The 14,521-nt window shown below is 37.7% G+C and carries 13 protein-coding genes; all 13 read left to right on the top strand.

Annotation, left to right across the window (positions count from 1 at the left end; translation table 11 throughout):
* Window positions 1-7: 7 nt before the first annotated feature.
* The 13 genes from ACN1CN_RS06475 (at window position 8) to ACN1CN_RS06415 (ending at window position 14,224) form a co-directional block, all read left to right on the top strand.
* Window positions 8-1,285 (top strand): carbohydrate-binding protein SusD, encoded by a 1,278-nt coding sequence (locus ACN1CN_RS06475; RefSeq protein WP_419135052.1) that lies wholly within the window; start codon window positions 8-10, stop codon window positions 1,283-1,285.
* 219 nt (window positions 1,286-1,504) lie between these two features.
* On the top strand, window positions 1,505-2,326 hold the full coding sequence (murQ, locus tag ACN1CN_RS06470) for an N-acetylmuramic acid 6-phosphate etherase (protein WP_419135051.1): 822 nt from the start codon (window positions 1,505-1,507) through the stop codon (window positions 2,324-2,326).
* Window positions 2,327-2,573: 247 nt separating this feature from the next.
* Entirely contained in the window at window positions 2,574-4,079 is a 1,506-nt protein-coding gene (locus tag ACN1CN_RS06465) for a sodium:solute symporter (RefSeq protein WP_419135050.1), read from the top strand.
* Window positions 4,080-4,383: 304 nt separating this feature from the next.
* Window positions 4,384-5,592, top strand: a complete 1,209-nt coding sequence (locus ACN1CN_RS06460) for an anhydro-N-acetylmuramic acid kinase (protein ID WP_419135049.1) — start codon at window positions 4,384-4,386, stop codon at window positions 5,590-5,592.
* Window positions 5,593-5,914: 322 nt separating this feature from the next.
* The gene (locus ACN1CN_RS06455; RefSeq protein ID WP_419135048.1) at window positions 5,915-7,183 is read left to right on the top strand and encodes an acyltransferase family protein; all 1,269 of its coding nucleotides are present in this window, start codon (window positions 5,915-5,917) and stop codon (window positions 7,181-7,183) included.
* Between the two features lie 83 nt (window positions 7,184-7,266).
* Entirely contained in the window at window positions 7,267-8,838 is a 1,572-nt protein-coding gene (locus tag ACN1CN_RS06450; RefSeq protein ID WP_419135047.1) for a glycoside hydrolase family 10 protein, read from the top strand.
* Window positions 8,825-10,147: an MFS transporter gene (locus ACN1CN_RS06445; RefSeq protein WP_419135046.1), complete on the top strand. Its 1,323-nt coding sequence runs from the start codon at window positions 8,825-8,827 to the stop codon at window positions 10,145-10,147. The genes ACN1CN_RS06450 and ACN1CN_RS06445 overlap by 14 nt, the downstream gene beginning before the upstream one ends.
* A 23-nt stretch (window positions 10,148-10,170) precedes the next feature.
* On the top strand, window positions 10,171-10,512 hold the full coding sequence (locus tag ACN1CN_RS06440) for a hypothetical protein (RefSeq protein WP_291285245.1): 342 nt from the start codon (window positions 10,171-10,173) through the stop codon (window positions 10,510-10,512).
* A gap of 24 nt (window positions 10,513-10,536) precedes the next feature.
* The gene (locus ACN1CN_RS06435; protein WP_419135045.1) at window positions 10,537-10,986 is read left to right on the top strand and encodes a GNAT family N-acetyltransferase; all 450 of its coding nucleotides are present in this window, start codon (window positions 10,537-10,539) and stop codon (window positions 10,984-10,986) included.
* Window positions 10,987-10,988: 2 nt separating this feature from the next.
* Complete coding sequence (locus tag ACN1CN_RS06430; RefSeq protein WP_419135044.1) at window positions 10,989-12,602, top strand: glycoside hydrolase family 3 protein; 1,614 nt, start codon at window positions 10,989-10,991, stop codon at window positions 12,600-12,602.
* Between the two features lie 137 nt (window positions 12,603-12,739).
* Complete coding sequence (locus ACN1CN_RS06425) at window positions 12,740-13,378, top strand: peroxiredoxin (RefSeq protein WP_419135043.1); 639 nt, start codon at window positions 12,740-12,742, stop codon at window positions 13,376-13,378.
* Window positions 13,379-13,551: 173 nt separating this feature from the next.
* Window positions 13,552-13,860 carry a thioredoxin family protein gene (locus ACN1CN_RS06420; protein WP_007805605.1) on the top strand — a complete coding sequence of 103 codons (309 nt, stop codon included), beginning with the start codon at window positions 13,552-13,554 and terminating at the stop codon, window positions 13,858-13,860.
* A 106-nt stretch (window positions 13,861-13,966) separates the two neighbouring features.
* On the top strand, window positions 13,967-14,224 hold the full coding sequence (locus tag ACN1CN_RS06415) for a DUF6952 family protein (protein WP_017495510.1): 258 nt from the start codon (window positions 13,967-13,969) through the stop codon (window positions 14,222-14,224).
* The last annotated feature ends 297 nt before the right edge of the window (window positions 14,225-14,521 follow it).

Genomic DNA, 14,521 nt, shown 5'->3' with positions numbered 1-14,521 from the left:
AAACATCATGAAAAAAATATTCATCCCTATAGTAGCTCTTACATTACTTTTAACGAGCTGTAATGAAGATTATTTAGACCCAACCAAACCGTCTCAGGAATTAGTTATTGGAACGCGAGAGGGAATTATTGGTGCTGCCAACGGATTACAACTGCTGTGGAGCGTTGACCGAACAAGCCCCGTTTACAATACCATTACCGGAAACGGATTTACCACAAAAGAACTGCGACTGCTAAACGCCGGAAATGTCGACGAAGGCGAACTTTCTGTAGGCGCCGGTGTACTTTCGACCAAAAATCAGGTCGTAAATAACTTATGGTCACAATGCCTTGTTATTAAATCTGAATCGCAAAAAGTAATCGATAATGTCAACGTATTAACTTCTGACACCGAGAAAGCCAGTGTTCTTGTTCATGCCTCTATTTTTAAGGCAATGGCGCTTACAACTTTGGTACAATATTTTCAAAGTGTACCGCTAAAAACCGGTAAAAATGTCACTTTTGATTCCAGAGCCGATGTATTGGCCGAAGCCATCAAAATTTTAAAACTAACAGAGCCCCTATTAGACAAAGCCACCGGAGTAACGGGATTGGTGAACACTATTAATTACAAAAATACCGTTTATGCTCTTTTGGCCCGAACGTATCTTATGACCGGAGATTACGACAATGCCATTGCTTATGCCGGTATGGTTGATCTCTCTGTAAAATCAGTATTTGCTTTTGATCAGATTAGTGCGAATCCAATTGCCTATATTTCGATCACAACCAACAATGTTTTTCAGCCTGTTGATCTCACCTTGGGATTACCTGCTGCTTTAGCCCCTTCAAATGCTGATGGAAGACTTAATTTTTACATCAAACCGGGTTCAAATCCGACAGTTGCCACAGGATTTTTTGATTCGAATACCAAATCCATTCCATTGTATTTACCGGGTGAAATGATGCTGATTAAAGCCGAAGGTTATGCCCGAAAAGACAATTTACCGCAAGCACTTATCGAGTTAAATAAAGTTTTAACCAAAACAACCGGAGCAGACACCTATGGCATTGGCGCCAATCTTCCGCCTTATGCGGGGGCTGTAACCAAAACTGCTATTTTAACTGAAATTTACAGAAATCGTTGTATCGAAATGTACATGTCAAGTCTAAAACTGGAAGACAGCAGAAGATTTGACCGTCCGGCAGCAGGAACAGCCGGTGCCGAAAGAAACCGTAACTGGTACCCTTTTCCGGATTCTGAAAGAAACAACAATACCAATACCCCTGTTGATCCGGCTATTTAAAAATTGTCGGTCTTCGACTTCGCTCAGACTGACAATTTTGACTCTGATTAGACTGACATTCTCTGATTATTATTTTTTGATTTATAAAACCTAAACTCAATTTATAATAAATACGATTTGTCAGTCTGAGCGAAGTCGAAGACTGACATCTTTAATTGTTGATTTTTGATTCCCAAACAACAAACAGCTAAACGATTAAACAATACTACAGCATGTATTATGAAAAATAAAAACCCAGAAACCGAACAAGAATCCCTTTATAAAAATCTGGATCAGATGAGCACCAAAGAACTGCTCATCAATATGAATACAGAAGACAAAAAGGTACCTGATATCATTGAAAAACAAATTCCGAAAATTGAAAAATTAGTCAAAGCCATCGTCAAAAAAATGCAATTGGGCGGACGTTTATTTTACATTGGCGCCGGGACTTCAGGACGCATCGGGATTCTGGATGCTTCTGAATGCCCTCCTACTTTTGGAGTATCCCATGATATGATTATCGGAATTATTGCGGGAGGTGATACTGCCATTAGAAAAGCTGTAGAAAAGGCCGAAGACGATACCAAACAAGCCTGGAAGGATTTATCCCAACATCAGATCTCAAGCTTAGATTTTGTTATTGGGATTGCCGCTTCCGGAAACACACCCTACGTACTGGGCGGACTCCAAAAAGCCAAAGAAAACAATATTAAAACCGGAAGTATTTCCTGCATCAGCAACGGACTGATTGCCCAGGAAGCCGATTATCCCATTGAAGTAGTTGTAGGTCCCGAATTCTTAACCGGAAGTACCCGAATGAAAGCCGGAACAGCACAAAAACTAACTTTAAACATGATCTCAACCTCGGTCATGATCAAACTGGGAAGAATCAAAGGCAACAAAATGGTAGACATGCAATTGTCTAACGAAAAACTGGTAAAAAGAGCCATTAAAATGATCATGGAAGAACTCCATATCGAGCACGATCCGGCTGCTGAGTTGCTGGAGAAACACAAAAGCGTGAGGGCCGTTTTACAGCAAAATAGCGCTAACAAATAAACTCGATAATACGATGATGAATCAATTTCCCGCAGAGTAACTGTCATTTCGAGGAACGAGAAATCACACACGAGACTCCGCATAGAAAGTCGCCAATCTTTGTCGAATTACTAGTGTGATTTACTTCGTCAGTCGCTATCGCTCGAGTCTCCCTTCGGTCGAAATGACAACATTGTATTTAATTTACCTTTTGCCAGGCACATCATACAAGTTAAAAAAATAATCTCATCACTAATCCAAAACCAAAATGTCTTCAAGCACCATCTTAATTTTTATCATTGTATATTTTGGAATATTACTGCTGATTTCACAAATCATCAGCAAAAAAGGACAGGACAATGATTCGTTTTTCAAAGCCAATAAAAACTCCAAATGGTATTTAGTTGCTTTTGGTATGATTGGTACTTCACTTTCCGGACTTACTTTTATTTCGGTTCCCGGTGAGGTTGGATCACCAAACGGAGAACAGTTCAAATACTTTCAGTTTATATTGGGACAAGCTGTAGGGCTTATCATTATTGCAAAAGTGCTGCTTCCTTTGTATTACAGAATGAACCTTACTTCGATTTACAGTTATATCGAAAAAAGAATGGGAACAAACAGTTACAAATCAGCTGCCTCTATTTTCCTGGTCAGTCGTACCGTTGGTTCTGCTTTACGCTTTTATCTGGTGGTACTCGTACTGCAGCGTTATGTTTTTGACTACTACCACATTCCGTTTCCGCTCACCGTATTTTTAGGTCTGACCTTTGTTTTTCTCTACACCTACCGCAGCGGTCTGAAAGCTATTATTATCACAGACACCCTACAGACATTCTTTCTGGTATCCTCTGTTTTTATTACCATTTATTTTGTTTTAAACAGCTTAGACTTAACCATTTTCGAATCGGTTTCAGCCATCCGAAACAGTAATTATTCTAAGACCTTTTTCTTTGATGATTTCCTGACCAATAAATTCCATTTTGCCAAGCAATTTCTGGGAGGATTGTTTATAATGATTGCGATGGTCGGACTCGATCAGGATTTAATGCAAAAAAATATCAGCTGTAAAAACATCGGAGAAGCACAAAAAAACATGTACACCTTTACCGTTATTTTTGTCACCATCAGTCTCCTCTTTTTAAGTCTGGGTGCCTTACTATACATGTATGCCGCAAAAAATAATATTGCAGTGCTGTTGGATTTAGTAACCAACAAACCCAGAACCGACCTGCTTTTTCCGGAAATTGCGCTGAATCATTTAGCGACTATTCCTGCATTGGTCTTTCTGTTAGGAATTATCGCAGCCACTTTTGCGACTACCGATTCTGCCTTAACAGCCCTCACCACTTCATTTTGTGTTGATTTTCTAGGGATGGATAAAGCCGAAAACATTTCAAATCCCAAAAATGTAAAACGAAGACATTTGGTACACCTTGCCTTTTCCTTTCTTTTCTTTCTGGTGATTATTGTTCTGAATTCCTTTAATGACAGCTCTGTTGTTGCACTGGTTTTCAAGGCCGCCTCTTATACTTACGGACCGCTGTTAGGTTTATACGCTTTTGGATTACTACAGAAAAACAGAATTGTAAAAGACAAACTGGTGCCCTTGTTTTGTATTTTGGCTCCTTTGTTGACCTATTTATTAAGCGAAAATTCCAAAGCCCTTTTGGGCTATGTTTTTGACAATGAATTAATAATTGTAAATGCTCTGATTACTTATACAGGCCTTTATTTTACCAGTAAAAAATCAAAGAAAAAAATATACTTTTAAGCCGATTAATGCCAAAAAAATCTATTTTTAACCCGTTAACAAAAAAATGATAACACATAGAAACATAGATTTTGTAAGCTCAGAAAAGGTAAAACTAAATGATGCATCATTTACATATAGGATGAGTGAATAAAAAATTTCGCCACGAATTCACGAATTAGTATAAAGCGATAATTCGTGAATTCGTGGCAGAAAAAACGCTAAGACCATATAATCCATGCCGCTATATGTTAAAACAAATCATCACAACAGCTTAATTTTAAAACCTTTACACCAAAAATCATCTTCATAAAATTCAAATTTCATGAATAAAAATATTAGCGCACTGTACCAAATTGCAAAAAAAGAAACCCGCAGCATTATTGGGTTAATGTCCGGCACTTCGCTTGACGGACTCGATATTGCCTTATGCGAAATTTCAGGTTCAGGGCAAAATACCGTTGTCAAAATAGACCAATTTGAAACCATCGATTATTCGGAAGACATTAAAGTTGAAATCCGTAAAGTTTTTGCGAAGAAAGAAATTGATTTTCAACATTTGGTCATGCTCAACGAATGGATTGGAATTTTGCACGCCGATATGATCAACGATTTTCTGAAAAAACGAAATATCCCCGCTAGCCAAATCGATTTGATTGCTTCACACGGACAGACGGTTTTGCACGCACCTAAGTTTTTGCACCAGCAGGAAAAATTTTCAAACGCCACTTTACAAATTGGTGACGGCGATCATATTGCCGTAAAAACGGGTATCATCACCCTGTCTGATTTCAGACAAAAACACATTGCTGCAGGTGGTGAAGGCGCTCCTTTGGCCGTTTATGGTGATTATTTTTTGTTTGGAAAAAAGGGAGAAAACCGCATCATGCTCAATATGGGCGGCATTGCTAATTTTACTTTTTTACCTGCTTCCTTAAATGCTGAAGAAACCTTCGTGACCGATACCGGAACCGGAAATACCCTAATCGACCTTTTTACCAAACAGTATTATCCCGAAAAAAGTTATGACAAAGATGCCGAAATAGCCAAACAAGGAACGGTAAACCAGCTGTTGCTAAACCATTTAAAAGACGATGCTTTTTTCCGTCAGGAATTCCCAAAAACAATTGGACCTGAGCTTTTTAGTGCCGAATACGTAAAAGCAGCTTTGGACAAAAGTACCCCCGATACAATTTCCCCTCCCGATTTGCTGGCCACTTTAACCCGTTTTAGTGCCGAAACAATTGCTGAGGCGATTCAGTATGCCGTAAGCCAGACCGATTCAAAATTGGAAGACTTCAAAATTTACCTGTCCGGCGGAGGTACACACAATCCCTTGTTAGTCCAATGGCTTAAAGAATTATTGCCTTGCGATTTTCACAAAACAGACGAACTGGGTATTTCTGGCGATGCCAAAGAAGCCGTTTTATTTGCCATTCTGGCCAATGAAACCATAGCCGGAGACGATTTTAATTTTGGTTCACATAAAGGGATTCCATCGGTTACCATGGGAAAAATTTCGTTACCAACTTAAGTAAAAATTATTGTGACTAATAATTAAACACATAGTTACGAAGCTAAAGAAAACCTACAATCCTATGACCAACCAGGTGAAAATATTGTTATGAAAATAATTGGCCTAGCCCCGATAGAAGTGAAAATCCTTTTGTGTCCGCTGCGGCGGACGCAAAAGATTGAAACGGATAGCGTGATTAGCTCCTAAAAAGAAATGCTTTTATCATAGAAATCGAAATGACACATACTGGGGTAACTTTATCGAGCTACTAGTGTGATTTCTCCCTTCGGTCGAAATGACAATATTGTCCCAAACGGATTAAATAAAATTAAATAAAAAAATGAAAGACCGTATCATTTCAGTTGATGTTTTAAGAGGACTTACCGTCTTGTTAATGACCGTCGTAAACAATCCGGGAAGTTGGGATTATGTTTACCCCATTCTCGATCACGCAAAATGGAACGGTTGTACCCTGGCCGATCTTGTTTTTCCGTTTTTTATTCTTGTCGTCGGAATTGCGATTCCACTCGCCATGCCTATCAAACAGGACAAACCCGAAAACATCTTAAAAATAATCACCCGTTCCCTGCGCATTATTTGCCTCGGATTCTTTCTATACTTTTTTAACAGTATTTATTTCTTAGGGCTCGACGGATTCCCGCTTCTACTGGTTCGTTTAGTCATCACCTTTTTGGTCGGATATGCTTTAATCGGAAACTTCAATCTTAAAACCAAAACCATTTTAGCCGTTGGACTTTTCCTTATTTTCCTGACTTTAGCTTACGGCGGACACGAAAATTTCAGCGATGTCAGACTTCCGGGCGTGTTGCAACGCATTGGGATCGTCTATTTAGTGGTGTCTATTGTTTATTTAAAAACAACCATAAAAACCCAGATCCTTCTAAGTGTCCTTATTTTATTGGGATATTGGGGCATCATGACGCTGATTCCCGTTCCCGGAATTGGTCCTGCAAACCTCGAACCGGGTACCAATTTAGCTTCGTGGCTGGATAGTATTTTACTCAAAGATCATATGTACATCGCTACTAAAACCTGGGATCCTGAAGGCATTTTAAGCACGGTACCCACTATAGCCAACGGATTGATTGGTTTACTAATTGGGCAATTGCTTCTTAAACCTTTACCTAAAATCGAAATTGCCAAAAAAATGGGAATCCTAAGCATTGTACTGCTTCTTTCAGGATTACTTTGGTCCATCGTCTTCCCGTTAAACAAAGCACTCTGGAGCAGCTCTTATGTGCTGTTTACCGCCGGAATTGCGCTTTTCCTTCTCACCCTGATTTATTATATCGTAGACGTGCTGAATCACAAAAAATGGACACCGTTTTTACTAGCTTGGGGTGTAAACCCGATGATCGTATTCTTTGTTTCCGGAATATTACCTCGCGCTCTCGCATTGCTTAAAGTTCAGGATCCTCAAAATATTTCAAATTCCATCAACGTTAGAGACTATGCGTACCAATATTGGATCAGTCCGCTTTTTGAAAATCAAATGGTATCTTCTCTGACCTATTCTATACTATATGTTCTTTTATGGAGTTGTATGTTAAGATATTTTTACAAAAAAGGACTCATTTTTAAGGTATAATTTTTGTAAAAAAAACGAAGAGCATATAATTTCTTATACTCATCTAAAAAAACTATTTTTGGTTTCTGTTAAAAAAGATTGAAATGCATAAAAATCAGCAACTATTATTCTCTATTCTATTTTTATTTTTCTTTGGATGGAAATCCAATGCACAGGAAAAAGACCTTTACCCTAAAAACGAATTTAGAGGGGTTTGGATTGCAACCGTGGTAAACATCGACTGGCCCAAAACGGCTACAGACGGCGTGGAGAAAGAAAAAGCGGACTATCTTGAAATTTTAGAAGCCTATAAAAAATTAAATTATAACGCCGTAATTGTTCAGGTCAGAAGTGTTGGTGATGCTTTGTACCCAACAGAACTCGCACCCTGGTCTCGTTTTCTGACTGGCAAAGAAGGTCAGGCACCCAATCCGTATTACGACACATTAGCCTGGATGATCGAAGAAGCTCATAAAAGAGGCTTTGAATTTCACGCCTGGCTGAATCCGTATCGTGCCACTTTCGATCTCAACAAACAGCAGCTAAGTCCTAATCACGACATTTTTAAACATCCCGAATGGATGATCGAATATGCAGGGAAAATATATTACGATCCGGCACTGCCTGAAGTTCAGGAGCATTTAACCAAAGTCGTAAAAGAAGTAGTCGACAAATACGATATCGACGCCATTCATTTTGACGATTATTTTTACCCATACACCGTTCCGGGAAAAACCTTTAACGATACCGCCTCTTATAAAAAATATGGAGCCGGGCTAAGCATTGGCGATTGGCGTCGTGCGAATGTGAGTAATTTTGTGCACACCATTTCTACCATGATCAAAGCCAGCAAACCATGGGTACAATTCGGAATCAGTCCGTTTGGCGTTTGGAGAAATAAATCGCAGGATCCTAAAGGTTCTGAAACCCAATCCACTTCAAATTACGACGATTTATATGCCGATCCTGTTTTATGGATGGACCAAAAATGGATTGATTACATTCTGCCTCAATTGTACTGGAGCATGAACAATCCGAAAGCTTCCTATTCAAAATTAGTCAAATGGTGGTCGGAGAACTCCAACAATACTGCTTTGTATATCGGACACGCATCCTATAAAATTAGAGGAGACAATGACAAAAGCTGGAATTTTGCAAGTGAAATCCCAACTCAGATTGATTATGCCAGAAGTTTCAAAAAAGTAAGCGGAAGCGCCTATTTCAGCTCTAAATGGTTCATGAACAAAAACTTTGACATTGTTCGTCTTTTAGAGGAAAATCAATATAAATATCCGGCACTTCCGGCTGCGGTTCCTAATTTAAAACACATTATAATCGATACACCGTTTGTAAATGAATATTCAAAAGACAGCAGCAAATACACCTTCACGATCAAAAATCCGTTGAACACAAAAGTGCGTTATATGGTAATTTACGGTGGCGATCATGTCTCGAAAGTAGACATTAACGACGCTACAAAAATTATCGATAAAATTACCGTTCGCGAAACTGGTGACGTGATTACCTTTAGCATTCCTGTCGAAAAAATCAGTCAGTACAAAGCCTGCGCTGTGACCTTTATCGATTATTATGCCAACGAAAGTACACCCGCTGCGATCGACTTAAAAAAGACATTTAAACCTTATACCCCTGCCCAGCCTAATGAAAACAGATAATAAACCATGGTTCTGGATTCCGTTTCTCAATTTCGCATCTGGATTGCCTTATGCCATAATTATCTCCGTTTCTGTAATTATGTACAAAAATCTGGGAATATCGAATGAAGACATTGGTGTTTACACCAGTTTATTATACTTACCCTGGGTGATTAAACCGCTCTGGAGCCCGCTAATCGAATTGACCGGTACCAAAAGAAAGTGGTTTTTATCGATGCAGCTGCTTATTTCCATTGCTTTTTTAGTAGTCGGATTTACGATTCCGGCGAGTGGATTTTTCATGATGACCTTAGCGATTTTCTGGGTGGCCGCTTTTGCTTCGGCTTCTAATGATATAGCCAGTGATGGTTTTTATTTACTGGTTTTACCAAAAGAGCAACAATCTTTTTTCTTAGGAATCAGAAGTACATTTTACAGACTTTCGATGCTTGCCGGAAATGGATTAATTGTTTTGCTTGCCGGTTATTTAGAACATAAATATGGCGACAATACAAAAGCCTGGTCCTATACCATGATTATTGTTGGTTTGTTAATGACCTTTATCACGCTTTACAATTTCATCTTTACTCCAAAAGACGAAATAAATGCATCAGAAAGTACTGATAAAGCGCATCATCAAAACTTTGCGACTGTATTTGCCAGTTTCTTTCAAAAAAAGCAAATTGGAATAATTCTCGCTTTCATCCTTGTTTTCAGACTTGGTGAATCACAGTTACTTAAAATGTTAAGCCCTTTTTTATTGGATGGAAAAGAACTGGGCGGAATGGGATTAGATACCGAAGCAGTTGGAATAATTTACGGAACTTTAGGGATTTTTGCTTTAACTGTTGGAGGAATCCTGGGTGGAATTGCACTCTCTAAACACGGTCTTACCAAATGGATGTTTCCTATGTTTTTGACGATGCATCTACCTATTCTTGGTTTTATCGGATTGGCCCATTTTCAACCGCAGGATATTTTCCATCTGCATTTAAATTTTTATTTTTTCGAAATTAACTCTCCTCTAAATCTCTATACCTGCATTACTGTCATTCTCGAACAATTTGGATACGGTTTTGGTTTCACAGGCTTTATGATGTATTTGATACATGTTGCAGAAGGAGAATCGAAAACTGCACATTACGCTCTTGCAACTGGTTTTATGGCATTAGGAATGATGCTTCCGGGAATGCTAAGTGGTTTTATACAAAAATATTTAGGTTATGAAAACTTCTTTATTTGGGTAGTAATTGCCACAATTCCAGGTCTTATTTTATCACGTTTTTTAATTTTCCCGAAAGATTTTGGAAAAAAAGCTGAAGAAGTTTAAACCCCAAATCAAACATCTTACATATGGAAATCAATGAGAATCTGCAGGCCGAACGCAACCTCAAAGGAGCTGAGTTCGAGAAAGCAGGAAATTTAGAAAAAGCAATTGAGTTGTATGAGGAAAATGTCAAGGAAAGCTTTAAAGGAAATCATCCTTATGATCGATTAGCAACGATCTACAAAAACGAAAATAATATCGATAATGAAATCAGAGTTTTGGAAAAAGCCATTATCGTATACGAAGAAATTACAATCGAAGATAGAATTGAAGGTTTACCAAAGCTTTTCCGTTTTAAAAACCGATTAGAAAAAGCATTACACACCAAAACACAACTTGCCAAACAAAAGAAAAGCAAGCTGAAATAAACCTAACTTTTAATACAATTTGCCATGATTGCTTTAAAAAGAACCAACTCTGACGACATTGATTTTAGAAACCTGGTAGTTTTACTGGATCAGGATTTAAAAATCAGAGATGGAGATGACCATGCCTTTTACAATCAATTCAACAAGACCGATCAAATAAAACATGTTGTCGTTTTTTACGAAAATGATGTTGCTGTGGGTTGTGGCGCTTTCAGAGAAAAAGAAAAAGATACGGTAGAAATCAAACGCATGTTTGTACATCCGGATTTCCGTAAAAGAGGGATTGCTTCTCAGGTACTGGCAGAACTGGAACAATGGGCTAAGGAAGTTGAATACCCTTATACGATTTTAGAAACCGGTAAAAATCAGCCCGAAGCCATCAATTTGTACCAAAAATTAGGTTACACTATTATCCCAAATTATCCTCCTTACGAAAAAATGGAGAATAGCGTTTGCATGAAAAAGACTTTATAATAATGAAAATAACAGCTCAAGCATTAAGACAAAAAGTGGGACAATTTTTTTTTCCTGCAGTTTTTATAAACGATACTGAAGAAAACATTCAGGAAACGGAACGTTTAATAAAAGAACACAACATTGGCGGACTTACCTTTTTTCACAGCCGTGCCAGTGCCGCGACGAACTACGAAAGCAAGAAGAAAGTCGAATTCAATGACGATAGTTATCAAAAAATAAAAGACCTGATCGTTCGCTACCAAAAAGCAGCCTCCACCCCACTTTTAATCAGTATTGATGCCGAATGGGGCCTGGCGATGCGCATTGAAAAAACACCACAATACCCCTACGCGATCACTTTGGGAGCATTACCGGAAAGCCAATCACATTTGGTTTATGAAGTTGGAAAACAAATTGGTTTAGATTTAAAAGCGGCCGGGATTCATTACAACTTGTCGCCACTGGCAGACATCAACAACAACCCTAATAATCCGGTAATTGGCTATCGTTCTTTTGGTGAAAACAAAGAAAAAGTAGCCGATTTTGCTGTCGAATATCTGAAAGGTATGTCCGAAGTTGGAATTTTAGGCTGCCTCAAACACTTTCCGGGGCACGGAAATACCAATGTCGATTCGCATCTGGGATTACCGGTTTTAAACGAAACTTTGGAAGAATTACTCGAAAATGAATTATACCCATTTATTAAAGGAATTGAAAACAATGTCGATTCGATTATGATTGGACATTTGGCCGTTCCAAGTTTAAATGACGGAAAAAATACATCGGCAACTTTATCAAAACCTATTATCGAAACACTTTTACGAGAAAAATTAGGTTATGATGGTTTGGTAATTTCTGATGCCCTGAACATGCACAGCGTTTCTAAATTATACGAAACCAAAGGAGAACTCGAATGGGAAGCCTTTAATGCCGGCAACGACGTTTTATGTTTCGCCGAAAATGTACCCGAAGGAATTGAAGCCATTCTTAAAAATGCTTCTCCGGAACGCATTGAAGAAAGTTTTAACCGAATCCTAAAAGCCAAACAAAAAGTTGGGATCTTAGCTGAAACTCCATTTACCTCAGGAGAACTGAATTTTGAAAAAACCTCAGCTTTAAATCTTGAAATTGCTCAAAATTCCATCACCAAAATCATCAATAATTTCACTACTGAACAAGTTTTTGAAGCACAAAGAAACAAGCAGCTGGCCAAATTGAGTTTGTACAAAAACAGCAATAATCCGTTCTTTCAAACCTTAAATTCAAAGCTAAATTCAGCAGAATTTGCTTTTGAGAACCTGGAAGATTCAAACCTTCAGCAAATTCAAAAAAGTATGGAGCCGTTTGAAACGATTATCATTTCCTTATTTGTTCCGAAAGCAAAACCGATGAACAATTTTGAAATCAATGCCGAAGTTTTGACATTGCTGTCTGATTTGCTTCAAACCAAAAAATGTATTCTTTATGTTTTTGGGAATCCTTATGTTTTACCAATAATCCCGAACCTTTCAAAGGCTTCAGGACTTGTTCAGGTGTATCAGGATTTTGAAGAGTTTCAAAAAAATGCCGGAAATCAATTTCTTGAAAATAGTACCTGCAAAGGAAGCCTTCCCGTAAATATTGACATTCAATAACTTACAATACACAAACTATTACTCATAATCAAAAACTATCAGTTAATAAATATTAATAATCACATCTTATTATAAGATTCTATACTTATACCCTACTTTTGCAGCAGAAATAAATTTTTAACTTTAAAACGAAAAATATGTCTTTAGTAGGAAAAAAATTCCCAAGTATTGCAGTTGATGCTATCTCTGAAATGGGTGATAATTTAAAAATCAACATTTTTGAAGAAGCAGTAAACAACAAAAAAAAAGTATTATTGTTTTGGTACCCAAAAGATTTCACTTTTGTTTGCCCAACTGAATTACACGCCTTCCAAGCTGCTTTACCAGAATTTGAAAAAAGAAATACTATCGTAATCGGAGCTTCATGTGACACAAACGAAGTACACTTTGCCTGGTTGAACACACCAAAAAACAATGGTGGAATCGAAGGTGTAACTTACCCAATCTTAGCAGATACTAACCGTAACTTAGCTAACATTTTAGGGATCCTTGATATCGAAGCTACAAGCTACAGCGAAGAGACTGATTCAGTTATCATTGAAGGTTCAAACGTAACGTACAGAGCTACTTATTTAATTGACGAAACTGGAAAAATTTTCCATGAAAGTGTTAACGATATGCCATTAGGACGTAACGTAAACGAATACTTAAGAATGGTTGATGCTTACACACACATTCAAACTAAAGGTGAAGTTTGTCCTGCAAACTGGGAAGCCGGAAAAGAAGCAATGAGCGCAGACAGACTTAGTACTGCTGAGTATTTGAGCGCTAACTAATTCCTTTTAAAGGTTCTAAGCTACTAAGATGCTAAGGTTCTAAGATTTTATCTTAAAGCCTTAGTAACTTAAAATCTTAATGCCTAAAAACATCCCAAAAAAGACTGATAGAAAAGTAGCAAAAACTTAGCTGCTTAGAACCTCAGTACCTCAGAATCTTAAAAAATAAAAAAATGTTAATCGACTTAAACGAAGATACGTTAGCAGATTTAGTTGCTAAAAACGAAAAAGTAGTAGTACAATATTCAGCTTCATGGTGTGGAAATTGCCGTATTATGAAACCAAAATTCAAAAAATTAGCAACAGAAAACGAAGCTATCACTTTTGTTTTGGTTGATGCTGAAAATTCACCGGAATCAAGAAAGTTAGCCAATGTAAGCAATCTGCCTACTTTCGCCACTTTTGTAAACGGACAATTGGTTGGAGAAACTCAAACCAATAAGCAAGAAGTTTTAATCGACTTGGTAAACGCGATCGCGTAATGAGATTGGTTAGACTTACTTAGATTTTTAGACTCCTTAGATGATGTCTAAATTTTCAAGAAAGTCTAAGAAGTCTAAGAATGTCTAAAATCTAAGAAATCTAATTATGAAATTACCCGTAATAAAGCAATTGACCCAATTCATCGAAGAAAACGATCAGGATTATATCATTGAAACCATCGAAGTTTTGGAAGCTATGACTGAAATTCCGTCTTTGAAAGATGAAGAATTAGATGTAATTGGCGAATTAATTTCAAATATGTATGGTGCGCTTGAAGTACACAAAATGGTAGTTCAGGGTACCGATAAAAAAGAAGCTCTAAATGCGTTTATGAAACGTGTTTTAGGTTCCATCGATAAATAATCGAGCATTACAAATAAAAAAAACATGACAAGGAAAAAAGCGTTTCAATTTTGAGACGCTTTTTTTTTAGTTTTCAGTCTCAGTTTTCAGTCTCAGTGGCGGTATTCAGCCTCAGTTTGAACCAATGGTGTCTTCCTGAGCGAAGTCGAAGGACTTTCACGCTACAAAAGATCTTCGTCCCCACTCAGACCAACAAACGAAAAACGCAAGTTTAGCAACAAACTCCCTACTCCCGTTTTGTTAAAATTTGAAACTTTAACAAAGCCCTCTCCATTCAAATTCGTTAATTCATACCAG

It is taken from the genome of Flavobacterium sp. T12S277 (genome assembly GCF_048514875.1).
Classification (GTDB): domain Bacteria; phylum Bacteroidota; class Bacteroidia; order Flavobacteriales; family Flavobacteriaceae; genus Flavobacterium.
This window is presented reverse-complemented; position numbering and strand designations above follow the sequence as displayed.

Excerpts from the sequence above, each read along its gene's own strand:
- ACN1CN_RS06450 (WP_419135047.1), top strand. The coding sequence starts at position 7,267 with ATGCATAAAAATCAGCAACTATTATTCTCTATTCTATTTTTATTTTTC.
- murQ (WP_419135051.1), top strand. The coding sequence starts at position 1,505 with ATGAAAAATAAAAACCCAGAAACCGAACAAGAATCCCTTTATAAAAAT.
- ACN1CN_RS06415 (WP_017495510.1), top strand. The coding sequence starts at position 13,967 with ATGAAATTACCCGTAATAAAGCAATTGACCCAATTCATCGAAGAAAAC.
- ACN1CN_RS06475 (WP_419135052.1), top strand. The coding sequence starts at position 8 with ATGAAAAAAATATTCATCCCTATAGTAGCTCTTACATTACTTTTAACG.
- ACN1CN_RS06440 (WP_291285245.1), top strand. The coding sequence starts at position 10,171 with ATGGAAATCAATGAGAATCTGCAGGCCGAACGCAACCTCAAAGGAGCT.
- ACN1CN_RS06455 (WP_419135048.1), top strand. The coding sequence starts at position 5,915 with ATGAAAGACCGTATCATTTCAGTTGATGTTTTAAGAGGACTTACCGTC.
- ACN1CN_RS06445 (WP_419135046.1), top strand. The coding sequence starts at position 8,825 with ATGAAAACAGATAATAAACCATGGTTCTGGATTCCGTTTCTCAATTTC.
- ACN1CN_RS06465 (WP_419135050.1), top strand. The coding sequence starts at position 2,574 with ATGTCTTCAAGCACCATCTTAATTTTTATCATTGTATATTTTGGAATA.
- ACN1CN_RS06430 (WP_419135044.1), top strand. The coding sequence starts at position 10,989 with ATGAAAATAACAGCTCAAGCATTAAGACAAAAAGTGGGACAATTTTTT.
- ACN1CN_RS06460 (WP_419135049.1), top strand. The coding sequence starts at position 4,384 with ATGAATAAAAATATTAGCGCACTGTACCAAATTGCAAAAAAAGAAACC.
- ACN1CN_RS06435 (WP_419135045.1), top strand. The coding sequence starts at position 10,537 with ATGATTGCTTTAAAAAGAACCAACTCTGACGACATTGATTTTAGAAAC.
- ACN1CN_RS06425 (WP_419135043.1), top strand. The coding sequence starts at position 12,740 with ATGTCTTTAGTAGGAAAAAAATTCCCAAGTATTGCAGTTGATGCTATC.
- ACN1CN_RS06420 (WP_007805605.1), top strand. The coding sequence starts at position 13,552 with ATGTTAATCGACTTAAACGAAGATACGTTAGCAGATTTAGTTGCTAAA.